At 73.9% G+C, this 20,867-nt stretch carries 18 protein-coding genes; 9 read left to right on the top strand and 9 right to left on the bottom strand.

The window, feature by feature from the left end; all coding sequences use genetic code 11:
• Positions 1–52: 52 nt before the first annotated feature.
• The 4 genes from ACI2LY_RS06730 to ACI2LY_RS06715 form a co-directional block, all read right to left on the bottom strand.
• Positions 53–136 carry a putative leader peptide gene (locus ACI2LY_RS06730; protein ID WP_350748019.1) on the bottom strand — a complete coding sequence of 28 codons (84 nt, stop codon included), beginning with the start codon at positions 134–136 and terminating at the stop codon, positions 53–55.
• 101 nt (positions 137–237) lie between these two features.
• Positions 238–816, bottom strand: a complete 579-nt coding sequence (locus ACI2LY_RS06725) for a GNAT family N-acetyltransferase (RefSeq protein ID WP_389002514.1) — start codon at positions 814–816, stop codon at positions 238–240.
• A gap of 59 nt (positions 817–875) precedes the next feature.
• Entirely contained in the window at positions 876–2,210 is a 1,335-nt protein-coding gene (locus ACI2LY_RS06720) for a hypothetical protein (RefSeq protein WP_404706193.1), read from the bottom strand.
• A gap of 174 nt (positions 2,211–2,384) precedes the next feature.
• Positions 2,385–3,662, bottom strand: coding sequence for a GAF domain-containing protein (locus ACI2LY_RS06715; RefSeq protein WP_404706493.1), 1,278 nt, complete (start codon positions 3,660–3,662; stop codon positions 2,385–2,387).
• Positions 3,663–4,033: 371 nt separating this feature from the next.
• On the opposite strand from ACI2LY_RS06715, the gene ACI2LY_RS06710 reads away from it, so the two are divergent.
• Both ACI2LY_RS06710 and ACI2LY_RS06705 read left to right on the top strand, forming a co-directional pair.
• Positions 4,034–5,173, top strand: a complete 1,140-nt coding sequence (locus ACI2LY_RS06710) for a YihY/virulence factor BrkB family protein (RefSeq protein WP_393911725.1) — start codon at positions 4,034–4,036, stop codon at positions 5,171–5,173.
• Between the two features lie 112 nt (positions 5,174–5,285).
• Complete coding sequence (locus ACI2LY_RS06705) at positions 5,286–6,830, top strand: carboxylesterase/lipase family protein (protein WP_404706492.1); 1,545 nt, start codon at positions 5,286–5,288, stop codon at positions 6,828–6,830.
• Positions 6,831–6,838: 8 nt separating this feature from the next.
• Here ACI2LY_RS06705 and mmuM read toward each other — a convergent pair whose 3' ends face one another.
• Genes mmuM through ACI2LY_RS06685 form a run of 4 tightly spaced genes read right to left on the bottom strand, consistent with a single transcriptional unit; the run spans position 6,839 to position 10,294 of the window.
• Entirely contained in the window at positions 6,839–7,735 is an 897-nt protein-coding gene (mmuM, locus tag ACI2LY_RS06700; RefSeq protein ID WP_404706192.1) for a homocysteine S-methyltransferase, read from the bottom strand.
• The gene (locus tag ACI2LY_RS06695; protein WP_404706191.1) at positions 7,735–8,427 is read right to left on the bottom strand and encodes an alpha/beta fold hydrolase; all 693 of its coding nucleotides are present in this window, start codon (positions 8,425–8,427) and stop codon (positions 7,735–7,737) included. The genes mmuM and ACI2LY_RS06695 overlap by 1 nt, the downstream gene beginning before the upstream one ends.
• Entirely contained in the window at positions 8,424–9,002 is a 579-nt protein-coding gene (locus ACI2LY_RS06690; protein ID WP_404706190.1) for a TetR/AcrR family transcriptional regulator, read from the bottom strand. The genes ACI2LY_RS06695 and ACI2LY_RS06690 overlap by 4 nt, the downstream gene beginning before the upstream one ends.
• 41 nt (positions 9,003–9,043) lie before the next feature.
• Positions 9,044–10,294 (bottom strand): FAD-binding protein, encoded by a 1,251-nt coding sequence (locus ACI2LY_RS06685; protein ID WP_404706189.1) that lies wholly within the window; start codon positions 10,292–10,294, stop codon positions 9,044–9,046.
• A 187-nt stretch (positions 10,295–10,481) separates the two neighbouring features.
• On the opposite strand from ACI2LY_RS06685, the gene ACI2LY_RS06680 reads away from it, so the two are divergent.
• The 7 genes from ACI2LY_RS06680 (at position 10,482) to ACI2LY_RS06650 (ending at position 20,316) form a co-directional block, all read left to right on the top strand.
• A complete protein-coding gene (locus ACI2LY_RS06680; RefSeq protein WP_404706188.1) occupies positions 10,482–11,801 on the top strand; it encodes a radical SAM protein in 1,320 nt (439 codons plus the stop codon).
• A gap of 223 nt (positions 11,802–12,024) precedes the next feature.
• Positions 12,025–13,482 (top strand): cellulose binding domain-containing protein, encoded by a 1,458-nt coding sequence (locus tag ACI2LY_RS06675; RefSeq protein ID WP_404706187.1) that lies wholly within the window; start codon positions 12,025–12,027, stop codon positions 13,480–13,482.
• A 26-nt stretch (positions 13,483–13,508) separates the two neighbouring features.
• A complete protein-coding gene (locus tag ACI2LY_RS06670) occupies positions 13,509–15,479 on the top strand; it encodes a PE-PGRS family protein (RefSeq protein WP_404706186.1) in 1,971 nt (656 codons plus the stop codon).
• Between the two features lie 289 nt (positions 15,480–15,768).
• Positions 15,769–16,860 carry a ribosome small subunit-dependent GTPase A gene (rsgA, locus tag ACI2LY_RS06665; RefSeq protein ID WP_404706185.1) on the top strand — a complete coding sequence of 364 codons (1,092 nt, stop codon included), beginning with the start codon at positions 15,769–15,771 and terminating at the stop codon, positions 16,858–16,860.
• 71 nt (positions 16,861–16,931) lie between these two features.
• Positions 16,932–18,323 carry an AlkA N-terminal domain-containing protein gene (locus tag ACI2LY_RS06660; protein ID WP_404706184.1) on the top strand — a complete coding sequence of 464 codons (1,392 nt, stop codon included), beginning with the start codon at positions 16,932–16,934 and terminating at the stop codon, positions 18,321–18,323.
• An 8-nt stretch (positions 18,324–18,331) separates the two neighbouring features.
• Positions 18,332–18,826, top strand: a complete 495-nt coding sequence (locus tag ACI2LY_RS06655; protein WP_404706491.1) for a methylated-DNA--[protein]-cysteine S-methyltransferase — start codon at positions 18,332–18,334, stop codon at positions 18,824–18,826.
• 326 nt (positions 18,827–19,152) lie between these two features.
• Complete coding sequence (locus tag ACI2LY_RS06650; RefSeq protein WP_404706183.1) at positions 19,153–20,316, top strand: GDSL-type esterase/lipase family protein; 1,164 nt, start codon at positions 19,153–19,155, stop codon at positions 20,314–20,316.
• Between the two features lie 4 nt (positions 20,317–20,320).
• Here ACI2LY_RS06650 and ACI2LY_RS06645 read toward each other — a convergent pair whose 3' ends face one another.
• Positions 20,321–20,803 carry a DUF456 domain-containing protein gene (locus tag ACI2LY_RS06645; RefSeq protein WP_404706182.1) on the bottom strand — a complete coding sequence of 161 codons (483 nt, stop codon included), beginning with the start codon at positions 20,801–20,803 and terminating at the stop codon, positions 20,321–20,323.
• Between the last annotated feature and the right edge of the window lie 64 nt (positions 20,804–20,867).

Genomic DNA, 20,867 nt, shown 5'->3' with positions numbered 1-20,867 from the left:
GCGCGGCGTTGCGCTGAACGGGGTGGAGAAAAGGTCGGCGGTGCTGGAGTGCTCAGCTCGCCCGACACATGGCGCTGGACATGCGGCCGAGGTCGACGTGCCGTCGACTCACCAAGGCGATTCCAGTTCCAGACATGACGGCAGCGTGTCACGCGCCGATCGGGCCAGTCCACCATTGTCCGCCATCTGGACGGATCTATTCTGAATGGCGAGACGGAGAGGGGAGGCGGTGCCGGGTCAGTCGCCCAGGAACGCGCCCGGCCACGGTCCGGGCGTCGGCAGCTCCGCCTCCAGCTCCACCTTCGTGTCGAACAGGGTGAAGCCGCGCCGCAGATAGTTGTCCCGCGCGTACGGGCCGTCCTTGCTGCAGGTGTGCAGCCACACCCGCTTGACCGGGTCGAGGCCCGGCCACCGCGTCGCCAGGTCCCAGGCGCGGGCCGTGCCCACCGACAGCAGATGCCCGCCGATCCGGCGCCCCCGGAACGCGGGCAGCAGACCGAAGTAGGCGATCTCCACCACGCCCTCGCCGGTCGCCTCCAGCTCGACGTACCCGGCGGGCGTGCCCCGCTCGTACGCCACCCAGGTCTCCACGCCCGGCCGCCCCAGGTACTCCCGCCACCGTGCGTGGGTCCAGCCGAGCCGGTCCGTCCACTGGATGTCGCCGCCGACCGAGGCGTACAGGAACCGGTTGAACTCGGGGGACGGCACCTCGGCCCGGACGATCCGTACCGCGTCGCCCTCGGGTGCCGCGGCGGGCAGGAGGTCGGACGGCGAGGTCTGTTCCAGGGACCAGGTGGTGACAGGGACGCTGCTCATGGGCTTTAGGGAATCATCCCGCCGACCGGACTGTCGATCGTCGGCGGCGGGATCACGGCTCAGTCCAGCGAGCGTTCGAGCGAGGCCAGCGGCACCGAGAACAGCATGCGGTCCGACAGCGACCACACCTCGCCGGTCTCCTGCCAGTACGACAGCGACACCGCCGACTCCGTCCAGCAGTGGTGCGAGCCGTCCGCGCCGCAGCGGGCGCCCTTCGCGCCGTCCGCGTCCTGCCGCCACAGCCCGCCCCGGCCGTCCTTGGCGCCGGGCAGCTGACCGGTGTACCAGGAGGCGCCCGCCGTCCCGGCATGCCGGTACGACAGCACCCCCCGCACCCCCCGCGCCTTCGTCCGGAACACCTCGACGGCGTCGGTGTGCCCGGCGGAGTCGGTGGCGAGCAGACCGCCGCGCGCCGGGTCGGAGCTGAACGCGTACCGCCACAGCCGGGCGCGCCGCGCGCCGTCCGGAGCGGTGCGCTCGGCCGCGACCAGGCTGTCCGGGGCGGTGCTCCGGTCCAGCGCGAGCGGGCCGGGACACGGCGGGCGGCCGCCCGCGCAGCGGCCCTGGGCGTAGCGGTACGAGCCCACGGCGGGCAGGACGTACCGGTAACCGGCGGCCGACCAGCCGTGCGGCACCCGGCCGACGGCGGGCTCGTTGGTGGTGGTGCGCTGGATGCGGTCGAGGTCGTAGACGTAGAGCGCCTCGGCGCCGCCGTCGGAGGCGGTGACCAGCAGCTTGCCGTGGTTCCAGACCATGCCCGAGATGCCCGAGGTCAGGGGGCGGTAGTCCCGGCCGTCGTCGACGGGCACCACCAGCAGGACCCAGCGGTAGACGGGCCGGGCGGGGTCGTCGACGCTGGTGAACGCGACGCGGGTCAGGCCGCGTTCGGCCCTGCTCCCGGTGTCGGTGGCATGCGTCCAGCCGGTCAGCACCACCCGGTGGCTGCCCCAGACCCCGTCCTCGTCGGCGTCGCCGGAGGTGGTCACGGCGGCGGGCCGCCAGGCGGTGTCGGCGGTGTCGGCCGGGTCCCAGCAATAGGAACGGGTGGCCTCGGGGGTCAGGGGCAGGGAGGAGCGGTCGCCGTCGGCGCAGTCGGCGCCCGTGCGCATCTGGCGGTCGGCGTCGCCGAGCACGGTGTCCACGCCGACCGGGCGGCCCATGGCCGCGGCGAGCCGGTTCAGGACGGGGGCGGGCTCCAGGCGCTCCTGGAGCCGCAGCGGGGCGGTGTCGGGGGCGGCGGTGAGCGGCCTGAGCGCGCCGGGGTTCCCGGCCACCTCGGCCTGCGAGGTGCTGATCAGCGTGGCCGCCGCGGTGAGCGCCAGCCCGGCCCCGGTGAGGGCCGCGCGCAGGGCCGCGCCCCGTCTGCGCCTGCGGTGTCTGCCGCGTTGCTTCATGTCTCCTCCCGAGGCGGGCCAACTGTGCCCGGCGATCGTCGCGTTGATCACCCGGCACGGGGCGGACCCGCCTCGGATGCTACGGCAGCACGCCTCGCGCCGGGGCCAAGAGCCCGCAAATACGCGGAAGGTGCCCGGTGTGCGGCAGGAGGCGCCCGGCGTGAAAGGGGGCGCTCAGCGCGTCTCCTGTGCCGTACGGCGCCGCGCCACCCCCGGTGCCGTCGAACGGGGCAGCAGGTCAAGGGGGTTGCCGGGAAGCAGCACCTCCGCCTCGGCGTCCTCCCGCAACCGGTACGGCCGATGGAGGAGGAGCGTCCCGAGATATCGGCGTACCCGGGACATCTCCGCCCGGACGGTGACCGTGCGGGACGGGTCGCCGAACATGTCCTCGGCCAGCCCCGCCGCACTGCGCCCGGCGCGCTGCGCGGCGAGCAGGTACAGCAACTCCGCGTGCCGCTCGCTCAGTTCACGCGACCAGGTGCCGCCCGCCTCGGACACCGTGAGCAGCCGGCGCTCCGGCCGGGACAGGTCGAGCACCAGGCGCCCGGCACCGCCCGCGCCCGGCTGTTCGGCGGACGCCCGCAGCAACCAGCCCCCGGCCAGCGGCTCCACCGCGCACGCGCCCAGCACCGGCAGCAGGCGCCTGCCCGGCGACAGGGGCTTGGGCAGCGCGACCCGGCGTACGTACGGCATCCCCGTCACGGCCGCCGACCAGCCGTCCCGGTCCACCACGAGCGCCCGCCCGTCCAGCCGGGCCAGCACCGGAGCGGCCACCGAGCGCAGCCGCTCCAGCGAGTCGAGGTGCAGCTCGCGCAGCCGGGCCTCGGCGAGCCGGGCCACCGACTCCACCCAGGCCAGGGTCGCCGGATGCATGGTCTCCAGCGGGCCGCTGATGTCGACCACGCCGATGAGCCGCCCGTCCCTGGGATCGGTGACCGGCGCGCCCGCGCAGGTCCAGGAGGCGTGCGAGCGGGCGAAGTGCTCGGCGGCGAACACCTGGACGGGCCGCCGCACCACCGCCGGAGTGCCCACCCCGTTGGTGCCCACGACCTCCTCGCGCCAGTCCGCGCCCACCTCGAAGCCGATCCCGTCCGCCCGGCGCAGCACCGACGGCGAGCCCTCCCGCCACAGCACCCGGCTCTCGGCGTCCGCGACGACCATGATGTGCCGGGCGGCGTCCGCGACCGAAAGCAGTCCCTCGCGCAGTACCGGCAGGACGTGCCTGAGCGGCGACTCCTCCCGGCGGTGGCGCACCTCCTCGGCGGTCAACAGCCCCGATCTGACGTCCCGGTCGGGGTCGACACCGCCGCGCAGCACCCGCTCCCAGGACTGCCCGATCACCGGCCGCGGCGCCATCGGCGCACGTCGCCCGGCGAGCGTCGCCTCGCGCACCTGCCGGAGCATCCGTGCCGTGCGGGGCGCGTCGACGGCGGCCAGACGCGCCACGTCCATCGGCGGGTTCACCACGGGAGTCCTTCCCTGTCCGGACAGCGCGCACAGCTCTGTCAAGCCGTCCGGACGGCGGTTTCCGGTCGGCCGACGTCCCCCATACTGCCGCCGTTCCGGGGTCGGGGAACACCCTCCGCGCACTGTCGGCGACAAGTTGCAACCCCCTGCAACCCTGGTGAACCCGGAAGTGCGGCGGGAGACTTGACTCCCGCGCCGCCTCCGGGCGGCGTTCGCGCCCGGTCGCGGGCCCGTGTCGCGGGGGCGGTGCCGAGTCGGCGCGGCGCCACCCCCGCGGCGCAGAGCCGTCCACCGGGCCTTTCCCGTACGCGCCCCGCGAGGTGAGGGGCGCGCGGTGCGGCGGATACCGTTAGGACGTGCAGTCAGCAAGCGAATCCCCCAAGCGGCCCCACGGTCGCCTCCACCGGGCCAAGGCGCTCTACCGGAACGTCTCCAAACGGAGGACGGCCTGGCTGCTGCTGACGGACACCGTCAATTCCTGCATGGAGTACCGCATCCTGGGCCTCGCCGCCGAGGCCGCGTTCTTCACGCTGCTGTCCGTGCCCCCGCTGCTGCTCAGCCTCATCGGCCTGCTCGGCTACGTCGACGACTGGACCGGCGCCGACACCATCCACAGCCTGGAGACCAACCTCCTCGAAGCCTCCCGCACCGTCCTGTCCGACAAGGGCGTCAAGGAGATCGCCGAGCCGATCCTGGACGACGTGATGAAGGGCGGCCGACCCGACGTCATCTCCATCGGCTTCCTGTTCGCCCTCTGGTCGGGCTCGCGCGCGGTGAACGTCTTCATCGACACCATCACCGTCATGTACGGCCTCGACGGGGTCCGGGGCATCGTCAAGACCCGGATCATGGCGTTCCTGCTGTTCGTGGTCGCCCTGCTGATCGGCTCGGTGGCGCTGCCGCTGATGGTGGCCGGACCGGACGCGGTGGTCGGGGTGCTGCCCTGGTCGGCGACGGTCGTCCAGGTGCTGTACTGGCCGGTCGTCATCGTGCTGTCCATCGTCTTCCTGACCACGCTCTACCACGTGTCCGTCCCGGTCCGCTCGCCGTGGATCGAGGACGTGCCCGGCGCGCTGGTCGCCCTCGCCATGTGGGTCCTCGGCAGCCTCCTGCTGCGCGTCTACCTCACCCACACCATCGAGGGCGCCACCATCTACGGCTCCCTCGCCGCCGCCGTCGCCGTGCTGCTGTGGATCGGCGTGTCCGCGTTCGCCGTACTGGTCGGCGCCGCCGTCAACGCCGCCATCGACCGGGTCTGGCCCGCCGCCGCGACCGCCGCCGCCCGCGAGGCCAACGAACGCCAGCGGGAGGCCCAGGTCGCGGACTACGTCGCCTGGGCGGCCGGGCTGCGCGACACCGACCCGGACGACCCGGACATGCCGTCCGAGTTCCCCGAGCGCTGGTCCCGCTTCCTGCCCCCGGAGGACATCACCGGGCGGCTGCGCGGCCACACCAGGAACGGCCACCAGCCCCCCAAGGACCCCCAGGACGACTGACCGTACGGACGGTCGGTGCGCCGGAATAGATCCACTCCGCGCGGCGCTCTGGGAGACAGATGTGGTGCGCGCCGCCCCGGCGGCCGCATCGGCGACGAAGGGCTGGTGGGCGATGACGGCGGACCGGACGGGCCCGGTGGCCCGCACCCCGTACGGCGCGGTACGCGGCCGGTACGAGCACGGGGTCGCGGTGTTCCGGGGCATCCCGTACGCGGCACCCCCCTTCGGCTCCCGCCGCTTCCGCGCCCCCGAGCCGCCCGAGCCCTGGGACGGCGTCCGGGACGCCGGTGCCTTCGGGCCGACCCCGCCGAAACCCCCGTACTCCGAGGCGTTCGCCCAGTACCTCTCCGACCCCTCGATCCCCGGCGACGACTGCCTCAACCTCAACGTCTGGACCCCCGAACCGGGCCCCGGCGCCCGCCTCCCGGTGCTGGTCTGGCTGCATGGCGGCGCGCTGACCAGGGGCTCCTCGGCAGTTCCGGTGTACGACGGCCGGGCCTTCGCCCGCGACGGCGTCGTCCTGGTCTCGGTGAACTACCGGCTGGGTGTCGAGGGCTACGGCCTCTTCCCGGACGCCCCCGCCAACCTGGGCCTGCGCGACCAGCTCGCCGCGCTGGCCTGGGTCCACGAGTCCATCGCGGCCTTCGGCGGCGACCCCGGCAACATCACCCTGGCCGGACAGTCGGCCGGAGCGATCAGCACCGGCGTGCTGATCGCGGCCCCGCAGGCGCGCGGGCTGGTCCGCCGGGCGGTGCTGCAGAGCGGGGCGCCGGAGGTCTCGGACCGGGAGAAGGTACGGCGCATGGTGCGCCGGATGGCCACCCGGCTGAAGGTCCCGGCGACCGCCGCCGCCTTCGCGGCCGTCGACCGCGACCTGCTGCTCCGTACCCAGGCCGAGGTGAGCCGACGCAGCAGCCCCCTCCTGGGCGGGCCCGGCTTCGGCCTCGTCGTCGACGGCGACCTCGTCCCCACCGACCCGCTGCGCGCCCTCGTCGACGGGGACGCGGCGCCCGGCGTCGACCTGCTGATGGGCTGGACCCGGGACGAGTACCGGCTGTGGCTGGTGCCCGGCGGCCTGGTCGAGCATGTCGACCGGCTCGGCGCGGTCGCGCTGGCCGGGGCGATGGCCCGCTGCCGCGTCGGCTCCGAGGTGCCGCGCGGCTACCGCGCCCTGAACCCGTCGGCGGGCGCCGCCGAACTGGTCGGCCAGCTGATCACCGACCACATGCTCCGCCTCCCCCTGCACCGCCTGGCCGACGCCCGCCCGTCGCGCTCCCATGTGTACGAGTTCGCCTGGCCGTCCCTGCGCCCCGGCCTCGGCGCCTGCCACTCCCTGGAACTCGGCTTCGTCTTCGACACGGGAGAGGTCGAGGAGGCGGTCAAGCTCGCGGGCAAGGGCGCCCCGCAGTCCCTGTCCGACACCATGCACGCCTCCTGGGTCGGCTTCGCCACCACGGGCGATCCCGGCTGGCCCTCCTGGAGCGCCAGCCGCCCCACCCGCGTCTTCGACACCTCCGGCCCCGACCTGGCCCACGGCGCCCGAGACGCGGAACTCGCCCTCTGGACCCGCCCCCTCGTGCCCGGCCAGCCCTCTTCGCCGGACCGGCTCGCGGCGGTACGGCGGCTGCGCAGGTCACCGGTGCTGCGGAGGCGCTGACCGGACGGTCAGACCCGGCCCAGCGACCGGGCGATCGCGGTGATGGTCTCCGGACCCACGCGGCAGCAACCGCCCACGAGGCGAGCGCCTGTGGCCGAGAAGGCGGGATCGAGGGTGGGCGAGTCGTCCCAGGCGCGAGTCCGAGCGTTCCAGGTCTCGCCGCTGTTGGGGTAGGCGACCACTGCTTTGCCCGTCACCCGTGCCGCCGTCTCCACCGCTCGGGGCACGTCCCCGGGGGCGCAGCAGTTCACGCCCACCGCGATGATCTCCTCAGCCTCCGCGGCCAGGGCGAACGCCTCCTCCAAGGGCTGACCGGCGCGGGTGTGGTCGCCGTCGATGCTGTAGGAGAGCCAGGCGGGGACGCCCAGGCCGCGTACCGCGTGCAGCAGGGCCGCCGCCTCGTCGGTGTCCGGGATCGTCTCCAGGGCCAGAATGTCCGGCGCGGCCTCGGCCAGGACCTCCAGGCGGGGGCGGTGGAAACGTTCCAGCTCGGCGCGGGTCAGGCCGTAGCGGCCCCGGTACTCCGAGCCGTCCGCGAGCATCGCGCCGTACGGGCCCACCGAGGCCGCCACCCACAGCGGACGGGTGACGGCGGCCCGCCGGGCGGCCTCGCGGGCCAGCTCCACGCTGGACGCCATGAGGCGCGCGGCCTCCGCACGGCCGATGCCGCGCCCCGCGAAGCCCTCGAAGGTGGCCTGGTAGCTGGCGGTGATCGCCACGTCGGCGCCCGCCGTGTAGTAGGCGAGGTGGGCCTCGGTGAGCGCCTCCGGGTCCTCCGCGAGCAGCCGCGCCGACCACAGCTCGTCGCTCAGGTCGTGCCCGGCCGCAGCCAACTGGTTGGAGAGGCCGCCGTCCAGGACGAGCGGCGGGCCCTCGGCAAGGGCGGTGGTCAGGTCGGTGCTCATCACTCGACGCTAATCGACGTGAGGGCGTCGGAGAGCCGGTCCGCGAACTCGACCGGGTGCTCCAGGGTGCCGAGATGGCCGCCGGGGAGTTCCAGCAGGGCGCCGTCAGCCAGGAACTCGGCTGTGCGGTAGGCGAGTTGACCGCGTGAGTCCGCTCCTGCGGCGAGCGTCAGCCGGTCCGGCCGGGACGCGGGGACGTACGCGGTGAACGGACCCAGGACGTGGGCGAGGAAGACGCCCATCGGGGTCGCGTCCGGCCCCTCGGCGGGCGGCCGCTCGGGACCGTCCAGCGCGGCGATCAGCTCCCGCCGCCGCTCCGCCCCGTCCGGCAGTACCAGTGCGCAGGGCGGTTCGTGCGCGACCACGTGCGCCAGCCGCTCCGGATGCCGCGCGGCCAGCGCGAGCGCCGCGATCCCGCCCGAGCTGGTCCCGAAGACGTACCCCCGCTCGCCGGGCGGCAGCACCGCCGCCAGCACCCGGTCCGCGCCGTCGGCCCAGTCCTCCGGCCGCTGATCCGGCACCGGCTGCCCGAGGCGCCCGTGCGCCAGGCCCAGCGGGTCGTACGTCACCACGGTGAACCGGCGTGCCAGCCGCGCGGTCAGCGGGCCCAGCCCCATCGGATGCCCGGCACCGCCGGGCAGGAGGAGCAGCACCGGGCCGGTGCCGGTGACGTCGAAGTCAGGGGGTGTCATCGCTCGCTCTCCCTCGGCCAGTGTTCGAGCGCCCGGTGCAGTGCCTCGACGCCCTTGTCCCAGGAGGCGTCCACATCGCGGTCGGCGCCGAAGCCGCCCGCCGACTCCAGGACGCAGTAGCCGTGGAAGGTGCTGCGCAGCAGGCGTACCGCGTCCGTGAGGTCGGGCTCCGCGAGGCCGTAGGCGCGCAGCATCCCGTAGGTGATCTCGGCGGTGCGGCGCAGGGCGGGGGAGTCCGCGATCAGGGACTGGTCGATGCGGATCTGGGTGGCCGCGTACCGGCCGGGGTGCTCGAGGGCGTAGGCGCGGTACGCGTCCGCGAACGCGGTCAGCGCGTCCCGGCCCGCGCGTCCGGCGACTCCCGCCGCGATGCGGTCGATCAGCTCGCCGCCCGCGTGCAGCGCCAGCCGGGTGCGCAGGTCGTTCAGATTCCGGACGTGCGAGTACAGGCTCGCGTCCTTCACCCCGAAGCGCCGGGCCAGGGCGGAGAGGGTGACGTGCTCGAAGCCGACTTCGTCCGCCAGCTCGGCGGCGGCCGCGACCAGCCGGTCGGCCGTGATCCCCGCACGCGCCATGGCTCTGCCTCCTTGGATGTCTAGCCCATATCCTAGAGGCTCTAGGCAAGAATCTCCCGCACGAATTCATTGGCGAACTTGCCCGCGGGGTCCAGTTCGGCGGCCAGCGCGCGGAAGTCGGCCAGCCTGGGCAGCCGCTCCTTGATGACCGCCGACGGCATCTCGAACACCTTCCCCCAGTGCGGCCGGGCGTCCAGCGTGCCGAGCGCGGCCTCCACCGCGCGGACCACGGGGAGCACGCGTGCCGCGTCCTCGATCCAGGTGAAGTGCAGCGCCACCGAGTCCCGCCCGTACGCCGGACTGAGCCACTGCGTATCGGCCGCGACCGTCCGTACCTCGCAGGTCAGCACCACCCCGGCGAGCGTCGCCCGGATTGCGTCCAGGGCATGGAGCGCGGCCATGGCGTCCGCCCTCGGCAGCAGATACTCCGACTGCAGCTCCGACCCGCTGCTCGGCGTGAACTCCGCCCGGAAATGCGGCAGTCGCTCATGCCAGGGGCCGGGCACCCCACCCTGCTCGGTGCAGTTGACGGCGGGCATCCCCGGCACCGGATGCAGCGCCCCGGCCGCCGGCTTGGCCCAGGGGAAGTCCACCGGCGCCTGATCGGTACGCCGCTTCAGCCACACCTGCCGGAACCCCGGCGCCCGCCAGTCGGTGAACAGGCTCACGCTGTACGCCGAGGCCGCGACCGTCTCGTACTCCAGCCCGTCCAGGGGGAGTTCGGCGAAGACGTGCTGCTCGACCTCGTACGCCGGTTCCAGGTCGAGGGTGAGCGCGGTGACCACGCCGAGCGCGCCCAGCGAGGTGACGGCGCCGTCGAAACGGGCGTCCCCGCGGGCGATCCGCAGCGTGCCGCCGTCCGCCGTGATCAGCTCCACCTCGCGCACCGCCGACGCCAGCGGCCCGTTGCCCACACCGGAGCCATGGGTGCCCGTGGCCACCGACCCGGCGACCGAAATGTGCGGCAGGGACGCCATGTTGGCGAGCGCCAGCCCGTGCGCGTGCACCGTGCGGGCCAGCTCCGCGTACCGGACGCCGCCGCCGACCCGTACCGTCCGGGCCGTCGTGTCCACGTCGATCACCGTCGGCAGTCCGGCCACCGACAGCAGCACGCCCCCGGCGCCGGGGTCCGCGATCCGGTTGAAGGAGTGCCCGCTGCCCAGCACCCGCACCCGCGCGCTGCCCGCCACCAGGTCGCGCAGCACCTCCTCGGAGGCGGGCCGGTGGAACTCCGCGGCCGTGTACGTGATGTTCCGCGCCCAGTTGGTGACCGCCCGCGCCGACTCGCTCATCCTTGCCGTCCCTCCCCGAGAATGCCTGTGCCCAGACCCTCTCATCACCGCCGCGACCTGCGAAGACCTGGACCGCGCGACAACACGTCGCGTGCCTCACAGCCCCCCGGGAGGGCTTGCCGGGAAGTGGGGGCATACGGTGTGAGATGTACGTGTGAGCCGGGAACCTTAGCCGGAGGAGACAGGGATGGGCAGCCGCACCGCGCTGGTCGAGGATCTGATGGAGCGGTTCCCGCATGTGCCGCGGGAAGCCGTCTTCAAGGAGGACCTGCTCCGGGGCGGAGTCGCCTTCGACCCCTCGGCGCTCAGCGACAACGAGAGCGGCGAGGTCAAGCCGAAGTCGTACTTCATCTTCTCCTTCGACCACGGCACCCTGCCCGAGCTGGGCGAGGCCGCGCTGCGCAGGCCCCCGGAGGAGATCATCCTCACCGGCGGCCCCTACGACCTGCGGCGCACCGTCGTCTCGGTCCGCGTGAACCCGGCCTCCCCCTACCGGGTCGCCGCCGACGAGCACGGCCAGCTCGGCCTCTACCTCGACGGCAAGCGGATCTCCGACGTGGGTGTGCCGCCGATGCCGGAGTACTACCGGCACAAGCTCTCCAACGGGAAGTCGGTCATGGAGGTGGCCCCCACCATCCAGTGGGGCTACCTCATCTACCTGACCGCGTTCCGCGTCTGCCAGTACTTCGGCGCCAAGGAGGAGTGCCAGTACTGCGACATCAACCACAACTGGCGCCAGCACAAGGCGGCGGGCCGTCCGTACACGGGCGTGAAGGACGTCGACGAGGTCCTCGAGGCGCTGGAGATCATCGACAAGTACGACACCGCCAAGATCTCCACCGCGTACACGCTCACCGGCGGCGCGATCACGTCGAAGGTCCAGGGGCTGGACGAGGCCGACTTCTACGGGCGTTACGCCAAGGCCATCGAGGAGCACTTCCCGGGCCGCTGGATCGGCAAGGTCGTCGCGCAGGCGCTGCCCAAGCCGGACGTCCAGCGCTTCAAGGACTACGGCGTGCAGATCTACCACCCCAACTTCGAGGTGTGGGACGAGTACCTGTTCAAGATGTACTGCCCCGGCAAGGAGCGGTACGTCGGCCGGGACGAGTGGCACAAGCGCATCCTGGACTCCGCCGACGTGTTCGGCGCGCGCAACGTGATCCCCAACTTCGTGGCAGGCGTGGAGATGGCCGAGCCCTTCGGCTTCACCACCGTCGACGAGGCCATCGCCTCCACCACCGAGGGCCTGCGCTTCTTCATGTCGCACGGCATCACGCCCCGCTTCACCACCTGGTGCCCTGAGCCCACCACCCCGCTCGGCAAGGCCAACCCGCAGGGCGCGCCGCTGGAGTACCACATCCGGCTGCTGGAGGCGTACCGCAACACCATGGACGACTTCGGCCTCTCCTACCCGCCCGGCTACGGCCCGCCCGGCCCCGGCAACGCGGTGTTCTCCGTCAGCTCCTTCATGGACAGCCTCTCCGCCGAGGAGCGGGTGGAGATCTGAACCGGTGCGTTGAACCGCCGCGCGCCCGCCTCCGTACCCCTGTACGGAGTGGCGGGCGCGCGGCGGTCCGGGGCACGGTCACCCCGGGCGACGAGTGGCTCACCCGATCCGCCTGACCCGCTTGTCAGCCCGGCGGCGGCGTGAAAGGCTCCTGCCTCCGCGAGGCCCCCAACTCCGTCATGGTTGCGATGAGTTGCCCCTCGCTCGTGGACGCTGGAGACCGATGCCCGATCTGTCGCCCCCTCAGGACGCCGCCGAGGCAGCGCTGTTCGCCGAGTGCTGGGACGCGGTCCTCTCCTACGCGGACCTGTGCACGTCGGGAGCGGGAACGGCACACCAACTGGCCGACGAAGCCTTCACGTTGGGCATGCGTGAACTGAGGGCCGCGCAGGGCGCCGTACGCGGCCGCGCCACCCGGTTGCCGGTCATCCCCCGACTCCTCACCGCCGTACGGGACACGGTGACCGGCTGGGAGAGCGCGGGCCAGGGCCACAAGCTCGACCCCGACCTCCGCCTCTGGCTCAACTCCGAGGCCGCCGCCCGCTACACGGGCCCGCCGCTGGGCCGACCCGTCGCGCTGCGCGGCCTGCGGGACATGCCGGAGGCCGACGCCACGCTGCTCTGGCTCGCCGAGGTGGAGGCACTCCCGCTGCCCACCGTCGCCCGCCGCCTCGGCCTGGACCCGCTGACCACGGCCGCCGAACTCGACCAGGTCCGCGTCCTGTTCCACGACCGCTGCCACCGCGCCCACCGCGACACCCCGCTGGACGCCGAGTGCCGCAGCTACGCCCGGCTGCTGGACGCCGTCACCCGCTCGCCCGGCGCGGAGACCCCCGAGGACCTCTCCCGCCACCTCGCCACCTGCGTCCCCTGCGCCGAGGCCGCTGCCTGCCTGCGTCTGCACGGCGGCGGCATCCCGGCCGCGCTCGCCGGAGGCGTCATCGGCTGGGGCGCCCTCGCCTACCTGGAACGCCGCCGCCGCGCCGCCGAGGTCCGCCTCGGCGTGAGCACGGCCTCGGGGCCGGGGGTACGTACGGACGACGAGGCGGCCCGCGGCCGCGTACTGCGCGGCAGCCTCCTGGCGGCGGCCGGACTGCTGTCGGCGGTCGCCCTGGGCGTCTCCCTCATGCCCTTCGGCACCCCGGACGACACGGACGTGTCCGCCCGCGACGACCAGAAGCCGATCGCCGCCCCCGACACCCCGCACCCCGATCCCACCCCGGCCCCCTCCCGCTCCGCGGCCCCGGCCACCACCCGCACCCTCCCGGTCCCCGCACCCCCGAAGCCGAGCCCCACCCGCAAACCCCCGCCACCCGTGCCCCGGCCCACCCCGACCCCGTCGCAGACCCCCACCCCGAGCACCCCCACCACCTGCCAGGTCGACTACCACCTCGACGACCAGTGGAGCGACGGCTTCCAGGCCACCGTCCGCGTCACCACCGACGCCCCCCTCTCCGGCTGGCAGCTCGCCTGGACCTTCCCCGACGGCCAGCACATCGGCCAGACCTGGGACGCGACCCCCCACCAGGACGGCGCCCAGGTCACGACGGACGCCAAGAGCTACAACCGCGAGATCGCCGCCCACGGCACGATCGCGTTCGGCTTCATCGGGACATGGGCCGGGGGCAACCGAGAGCCACGGGCGTTCAGTCTCAACGGCAACCCCTGCGCGAACGGTTGACCGAAACCGTGGGGGAGGATGACGGCATGACGGGTGACCACGCCGAACTCCACGAACTGCTCCACCGCGCCGGTCTCGAGGTGGTCGAACCCGGCCCGGTCTCCGACGCGCGCCCCCCGACGGCCGCCTGGCGCCCGGTGATCGCGGCGAGCACGGAGCCCACGCTCGCGGTGCCGGACGACCGTCCCGACCTGGTCGCCGAGTTGAACCGGCAGTGGCACCGACTCGCCGTCGAGCACGGCGTGTTCGACGCGGGCGGAGAGTTCCTGATCACCGTCGCGGACCAGGGCCGCACCGGCTGGACCCGCGTGCGGCTGGGGGAGCAGTGGGACCTGGCCGGTCACCTCGGGCCGAAGGCGGGTCAGCCGGAGTTCGTGACGATGTCCCCGGACGGGGAGAGCGTCCTGGGCGTCACCTGCGAGGAGTACGAGGTCTGGTTCGTCGCCGTGGCCCCGTTCACCGACTGGCTGGAAGCGTCGGCACGCGAGCGCGCGATGGAGAGCCCGGGGGGTCGGGAGTCCGGTTGGGACATCGTCCTGCGACGGAAGACCGCCCCGGTCCGGCTGCGGGGCGCCTGGCGCGAGGGGCTGGCCGCGAACCCCGCCGCCCCCGCGGCCGTGCTGCGCCGCCTCACCGACATCGGTCCCGAGGACCGGCTCCCGTCCCGGCTCAAGTACCGGGAGCTGCCCGAGGACGTGATCGAGGCTTGGATCGCGCACCCCGAGTGGACCGTTCGCGCGGAGTTGGCGGAGCGGCCTCTGGACGCCGAACAGTACGCCGCGCTCTTCCGCGATCCCGATCCGCGACATCGGTGGGTGCTCCTCACCAGTGTGGTGTACCAGGACCCCGTATTCACCGAGGAGACCTTCGCCCAGCTCGCCACCGACCCCAGCCCGCGCGTGCGCGCCGAACTGGTCAGTCACCGCGACCTGCCGGTGCGGCACCTCACCGCGCTCGCCGCCGACCCGGACCCCGGGGTACGCCAGGAGGTCGCCTCCCGCGCCTGGACCCGGCTGACTCCTCCGGCGCGGACGGCCCTGCTCGCGGACCCGGACACCGCGGTGCGCTGCGAAGCCCTGCTGCTCCACCACGGTTCCGCGCCGCTCCCGGCGGCCGGCTTCGCCGCACTTCCCGGTGACGCCCACCGGGAACGCGCCGCGCACACCTGCGTCCTCACCCGCGTGCTGGCCGAGGAACTGGCCCACGCCACCGAGACCGCCCTGCGCGGCGCCGTCGCCCAGAATCCCCACCTGGACGCCGACCTCGTGGCCCTGCTCGGCCAGGACCCGGAGCCCGCCGTCCGCTGGTGGGTGTACGTCCGTCCGGAACTCACCGAGTCGGAACGCTCCCGCGTGGCCGTCGAGTTCGACCCGACCAACCACTTCCGCCCACTCGAGTGGGTCCGGGACCTGCACGACGACGAGGAGGCGATGCGCCGCTGCGCCACCTCCGCGCACGTCGCACTCCGCCGCAGCGCCGCGGCCGCGAAGAATCTGCCGCCCGACGTGGTCGACCTGCTGGCACACGACGAGGACTGGCTCGTCCGGCTCTTCCTCGCCGAACACTGCGCCCAGGCCCCGGCGGAAGTCCTGCTGGAGATGGTGCGGACCTGGAACGGCTACTCGGCCGCGAGGATGACCGAGCACCCCAACTTCCCCCGGCAGGGCCTCCTCCGCTTCGCGGACGACCCCGACCCCCGTACGCGCGGGCTCGCTCTCCTCGATCCGGAGGCGACCCCCGAGCTGGTGGAACGGTTCAGCCGGGACGCGGACGCGAGTGTCCGCCGGTCCGCGCTGGACAACGAGCGGCTGTCCGTCGCATCCGTGATCCGGCTGCTCGACGATCCGCGCTCCTCCATACGGGAAGCCGCAGCCGCCGACCCGCGCCTCCCCACCCGCGTCCTGACCGCCCTCCTGCGCGACCGCACCACCGCGATGGCCGCCGCGGCCAACCCCGCCATCCCGGAACCCGTCATGCACCACATGCTGGACGGGTGACCGACGCCGCCCACCCGCTCGTCGTGCGCGGCTGAAGGGGGTGGCGACAAGCACCGCGACGAAAATCGATGGCGACCGCGCGTGAGGCGCTCTAAGGTGAGAACCGCTTCGGACGGCGGCAGTTCGCCGCCGCTTTCGGCCGAGTGAGGAATGGGAGGTGTGACCGATGGCTGTCTCTGTGACGGGCCGTGCCCGCGACCAGAAGTTCATCCACTCCACCTCCGTGGCCACCGGCTGATCAGACCGCGCCGTAGGCGCTCGCCGGGGTCACCCCTGTGAAGGGTTTCCCTTGCAACTCTCCTCCTCGCACGCTCTTCTCCCCTTCGGCTGGGACTCCCACTGGGAAGCCGAGTTCGTCCCCTACGCCCGTCAGGGTCTCCTTCCCGGACGCGTCGTCCGGGTCGACCGGGGGCAGTGTGACGTCCTCACGGCGGACGGAGTCATCCGTGCCGACACCGCCTTCGTGACGCCCAACGACCCGATGCGGGTGCTCTGCACGGGGGACTGGGCCGCGGTCGACCCCGAGGGTGGTAGTCCCCGCTACGTCCGCACCTACCTCCCCCGCCGGACGGCGTTCGTACGGTCCACCTCCTCCAAGCGGTCCGACGGGCAGATCCTCGCCGCCAATGTCGACCACGCCGTCGTCGCCGTGTCGCTCGCCGTCGAGCTGGACCTCGGGCGGGTCGAGCGGTTCCTCGCGTTGGCGTGGGAGTCCGGGGCGCAGCCGGTGATCGTGCTGTCCAAGGCCGACCTCGTGCCGGACCCCGCGACGCTCGCGCACCTCGTACAGGACGTCGAGACCACCGCGCCCGGCGTCGCCGTGCTCACCGTCAGCGCGCTGCACGGCGACGGGCTGGACGTGCTCCGGGCGCTGATCGGTACCGGTACCGCCGTGCTGCTCGGGCAGTCCGGTGCGGGCAAGTCCACGCTGGCCAACGCGCTCGTCGGCGCGGACGTGATGGACGTCCGGGCCGCGCGGGACGTGGACGGCAAGGGCAGGCACACCACGACCACCCGCAATCTGCTGCCGCTGACCGGCGGGGGCGTGCTCATCGACACCCCCGGACTGCGCGGGGTCGGTCTGTACGACGCCGAGAGCGGGGTCGGGCAGGTGTTCTCCGAGATCGAGGAGCTGGCGGCACGCTGCCGGTTCCACGACTGCTCCCACGACTCCGAGCCCGGCTGCGCGGTCGCCGCCGCCGTCGACTCCGGCGAGCTGCCCGTCCGACGGCTGGAGAGCTACCGCAAGCTGGTCCGCGAGAACCAGTGGATCGTCGCCAAGACCGACGCCCGCCTGCGCGCCGAGATCCGCAAGGACTGGAAGCGCAAGGGGGCCGAGGGACGGGCGGCCATGCGGGCCAAGCGGGGTCCCTGGACCTGATGCCCAGGGGGCCGGGCTGCATGTCCGTTTTCCGCTGGCCCGGCCCCCCTCCGACGTCCGACACTGGACGCATGACGGACGATGACAGCAGGTACGAGGCGGTGCGCAGCCGCGACGGGCGGTTCGACGGCGTCTTCTTCTTCGCCGTCCGGACCACCGGCATCTACTGCCGCCCCAGCTGCCCGGCGGTGACCCCGAAGCGGTGCAACGTGACGTTCTTCCGCACGGCCGCCGCCGCCCAGGGCTCCGGGTTCCGCGCCTGCCGCCGCTGCCGCCCGGACGCCGTGCCGGGCTCGGCCGAGTGGAACGTCCGCGCGGACGTCGTCGGCCGGGCCATGCGGCTGATCGCGGACGGCGTCGTCGACCGCGAGGGCGTCACCGGCCTCGCCACCCGCCTCGGCTACAGCGCCCGCCAGGTGCAGCGGCAGCTCACCGGCGAGGTCGGCGCCGGACCCGTCGCGCTCGCCCGCGCCCAGCGCGCCCACACCGCGCGCACCCTGCTGCGGACCACCGAACTCCCGGTCACCGAGATCGCGTTCGCGTCCGGCTTCCGCAGCATCCGCCAGTTCAACGACACCATCCGCGAGGTCTACGCCCACACCCCCACCGAGGTACGCGACGCCGCCCCGCGCTCCCGCCGCGGCGCCCCCGGCACCGGCATCCCGCTGCGCCTCGCCCACCGGGGCCCCTACCAGGCGGGCGCCGTCTTCGATCTGCTCGCGCGCGAGGCCGTACCCGGCGTCGAGGAGGTGACCGGCGCCCCCGGCGCCCGCGTCCACCGGCGCACCCTGCGGCTGCCGTACGGCACCGGCATCGCCGTCGTCCACGAGCGCGCCCACACCCCCGAGCCGCGCGGCGGCACCCGGCCCGGCGGCTGGCTCGACGCCCGCCTGCTGCTCACCGACCCCCGCGACCTCACCACCGCCGTACACCGGCTGCGCGGGCTGTACGACCTCGACGCCGACCCCTACGCCGTCGACGCCCGCCTCGCCGCCGACCCCCGGCTCGCCCCGCTGGTCGCCGCCCGGCCCGGACTGCGCTCACCCGGCGCCGTCGACCCGCTGGAGATCGCCGCCCGCGTGCTGACCGGATCACCGGACGACGTGGCACGGTTCGTACTCCGGTACGGCAAGACGCTCGACGCGCCCAGCGGCAGCCTCACCCACCTCTTTCCCGAGCCCGCCGTCCTCGCCGAGGCGGAGGCCGGGACCCCGCTCGGCACGCTCGCCGCCGCCCTCGCGGACGGCTCGCTGTGCCTCGATCCCGGCGCCGACCGGGACGAGGCCCGGCGCGCGCTGGACGAGCTGCCCGGCATCACCCCGGCCGCCGTCGCCGCCCTCCGGGCGCGGGTGCTCGGCGACCCGGACGTCACCCCACCCGGTACGGACCTGCCCGAAGCCTGGCGGCCCTGGCGGTCCTACGCCGTCCAACACCTACGGGTCGCCGAGGAGCTGACCGAGTGATGGCGATCATGGACAACCCCTACTGGACCGAACTGGCCTCCCCGGTCGGCCTCCTGCTGCTCACCGCCGACGCGGACGGCGCGCTGACCTCGGTGTCCGTGCCGGGTCAGAAGGGCGGCCGGACCGTCCAGGCAGGCTGGCGGCACGACGCGGGGCCCTTCCGGGAAGCCACCGAACAGCTCACCGCCTACTTCGCCGGAGACCTCAAGGAGTTCGACCTGCCGGTCCGTGTGCGGGGCACCGAGTTCCGCGAGCGGGTGTGGGGCGCCCTGGACGCCGTCCCCTACGGGGCGACCACCACGTACGGCGCGATCGCGGCCGAGGTCGGCGCTCCGCGCGCCGCGATCCGTGCGGTTGGCGGTGCCCTCGGTGCCAACCCCCTGCTGGTCGTCCGCGCCTGCCACCGGGTCATCGGGGCCGACGGCAGGATGACGGGGTACGCGGGCGGGGTGGAGCGGAAGATGTGGCTGCTGCGGTTGGAGGGGGTGCTGGGCGGGGTGTAGGGGGATCGGTCCAGTGCCGCGCCGTCGTGGCTGGTCGCGCAGTTCCCCGCGCCCCTGGGTGGGTATGGCGGACGTGGGTCCAGGTGCTTCTGTCCGTCCACTTACCGGCTCCTCGGTGCCGCGCCGTCGTGGCTGGTCGCGCAGTTCCCCGCGCCCCTAGGTAGGCACAGCACAAGTCGGTCAGGGGCGCGGGTGAGCCGACGGACCGTCCCGACCGGCTGGGCCGAGCGGGTGTGCGCGCGGTGCGGGTGCCCTGGCCCCGGCCGGGACGTGTGGCACCGTCGCCTGCGGCGGCCTGGACGGGGCCGGTGTGGAGAGGGGTGGACATGGGCGGTGTCGTGCGGGTCCTGGTGGTCCTGCTGCTTCTGCTCAGCCCCGCCCCTGCCTACGCCGCCGCCGGGAACCAGTCCTGGACCGGCACCTGGGAGGCCGCACCCTCCGGCACCGCGCCCGCGCTGCCCGGCGCCGCGATCCGCAACGTCGTGCATCTCAGCGTCGGTGGGCACGAGCTGCGCGTACGCGTGACCAACCGGTTCGGCACCGCCCCGCTGCACCTCGGCGCGGTCACCGTCGCCCTCCGGCAGGGCCAGGGTCCGGACGCCGCGCCCGGCACCCTGCGCACCGCCACCTTCCACCACGCGACCACGACCACGATCCCGCCCGGCCGGGATCTCCTCACCGACCCGATCCACCTCACCGTCCCGGCCGCCGCCGACCTCCTGGTCACCGTGTTCACCCCGGACGACTCCGGCCCCGCCACCCAGCACGGCACCGCCCTTCAGACCAGCTGGGTCGCGCTCGTCGGCGCCGGGCACGCGGCCGACGAGGACGGGTCCGCGTACCGCACCCCGATCAGCAACTGGTACTACGTCGCCGGGGTCGACGTACGCGGCACCGCCACCGGCAGCGTCGTCGCGTTCGGTGACTCCCTCACCGACGGCCACGGCTCCACCCACGACGCCAACCACCGCTGGCCCGACCTGCTCGCCGAACGCCACCGCCGCCTCGGCGTCCTCAACGCGGGCATCGGCGGCAACCGCCTGCTGCGCGACGGCACCGGCCCGAGCGCCCTCGCCCGGCTGGACGCCGACGCACTCGACCGGGCCGGAGTCCGCGTCCTCGTCGTGTTCGAGGGCGTCAACGACATCAACGGCAACCCCACCGCGGCCGACGTCAGCGCCTACGCCGACGCCTACCGCACCCTCGTCGCCCGCGCCCACGCCCGGCACATCCGGGTCGTGGGCGTCACCCTCACCCCGTACGGCGGCTACCCGGCGCACACGACGGCCCGCGAGGCGGTACGGCAGGGGATCAACGACTTCATCCGCACCGGCGGAGTCTTCGACGCGGTCGCCGACGCGGACGCCGCGCTGCGCGACCCCGCCGACCCCGTACGCCTGCTGCCGCGCTACGACCCCGGCGACCATCTGCACTTCGACGACGACGGGATGCGGGCGGTCGCCGACCGCGTGAGCCGGGTCCTGCTGTGAGCGGTCAGCCCCACAGCACCGCGCCCAGCCACCCCGCCGCGATCAGCAGACACGCGAACAGCTCCGTGAACACGCTGGAGCCGCCCGAGCGCATCGCCGTGCGCAGCGCGGCCATCGCCTCGCCGTGCCGACCGAGCCGCAGCCGCTCGCCCAGGTAGATCCCGCCCATGAAACCGGGCAGCGCGCCCACCACCGGCACCAGCACGAAACCGAGGAGCGCGCCGACACCCGCGTACACCGCCATCCGGGGCGTCGCACCGCTCGTCCGCAACCGGCGCGCGGGCAGCGTCCAGCGCACGACCTGCGCCAGCAGCAGCACCACGGTCGCACCCACCAGGACCGCCCAGGTGAGCCCGGCCGGATTCGTCAGCGCCCACCACAGGACCCCGGCCCACACCAGCCACGACCCCGGTACCCCGGGCACCAGCACTCCGCACAGGCCGAGCGCGATCACCAGGCCGACCAGCAGGAGTTCCCACGCTCCCATCTGCCCAGCGTGCCCGAGCCCGGACGGAACCGCAGATCTCGTACGGCCGTTCGCCCTGTCCCTC

It is taken from the genome of Streptomyces sp. NPDC002176 (assembly GCF_044903645.1).
Classification (GTDB): Bacteria; Actinomycetota; Actinomycetes; order Streptomycetales; family Streptomycetaceae; genus Streptomyces.
The sequence above is the reverse complement of the archived record's forward strand: the minus strand, read 5'-3'. Positions and strand labels throughout refer to the sequence as shown.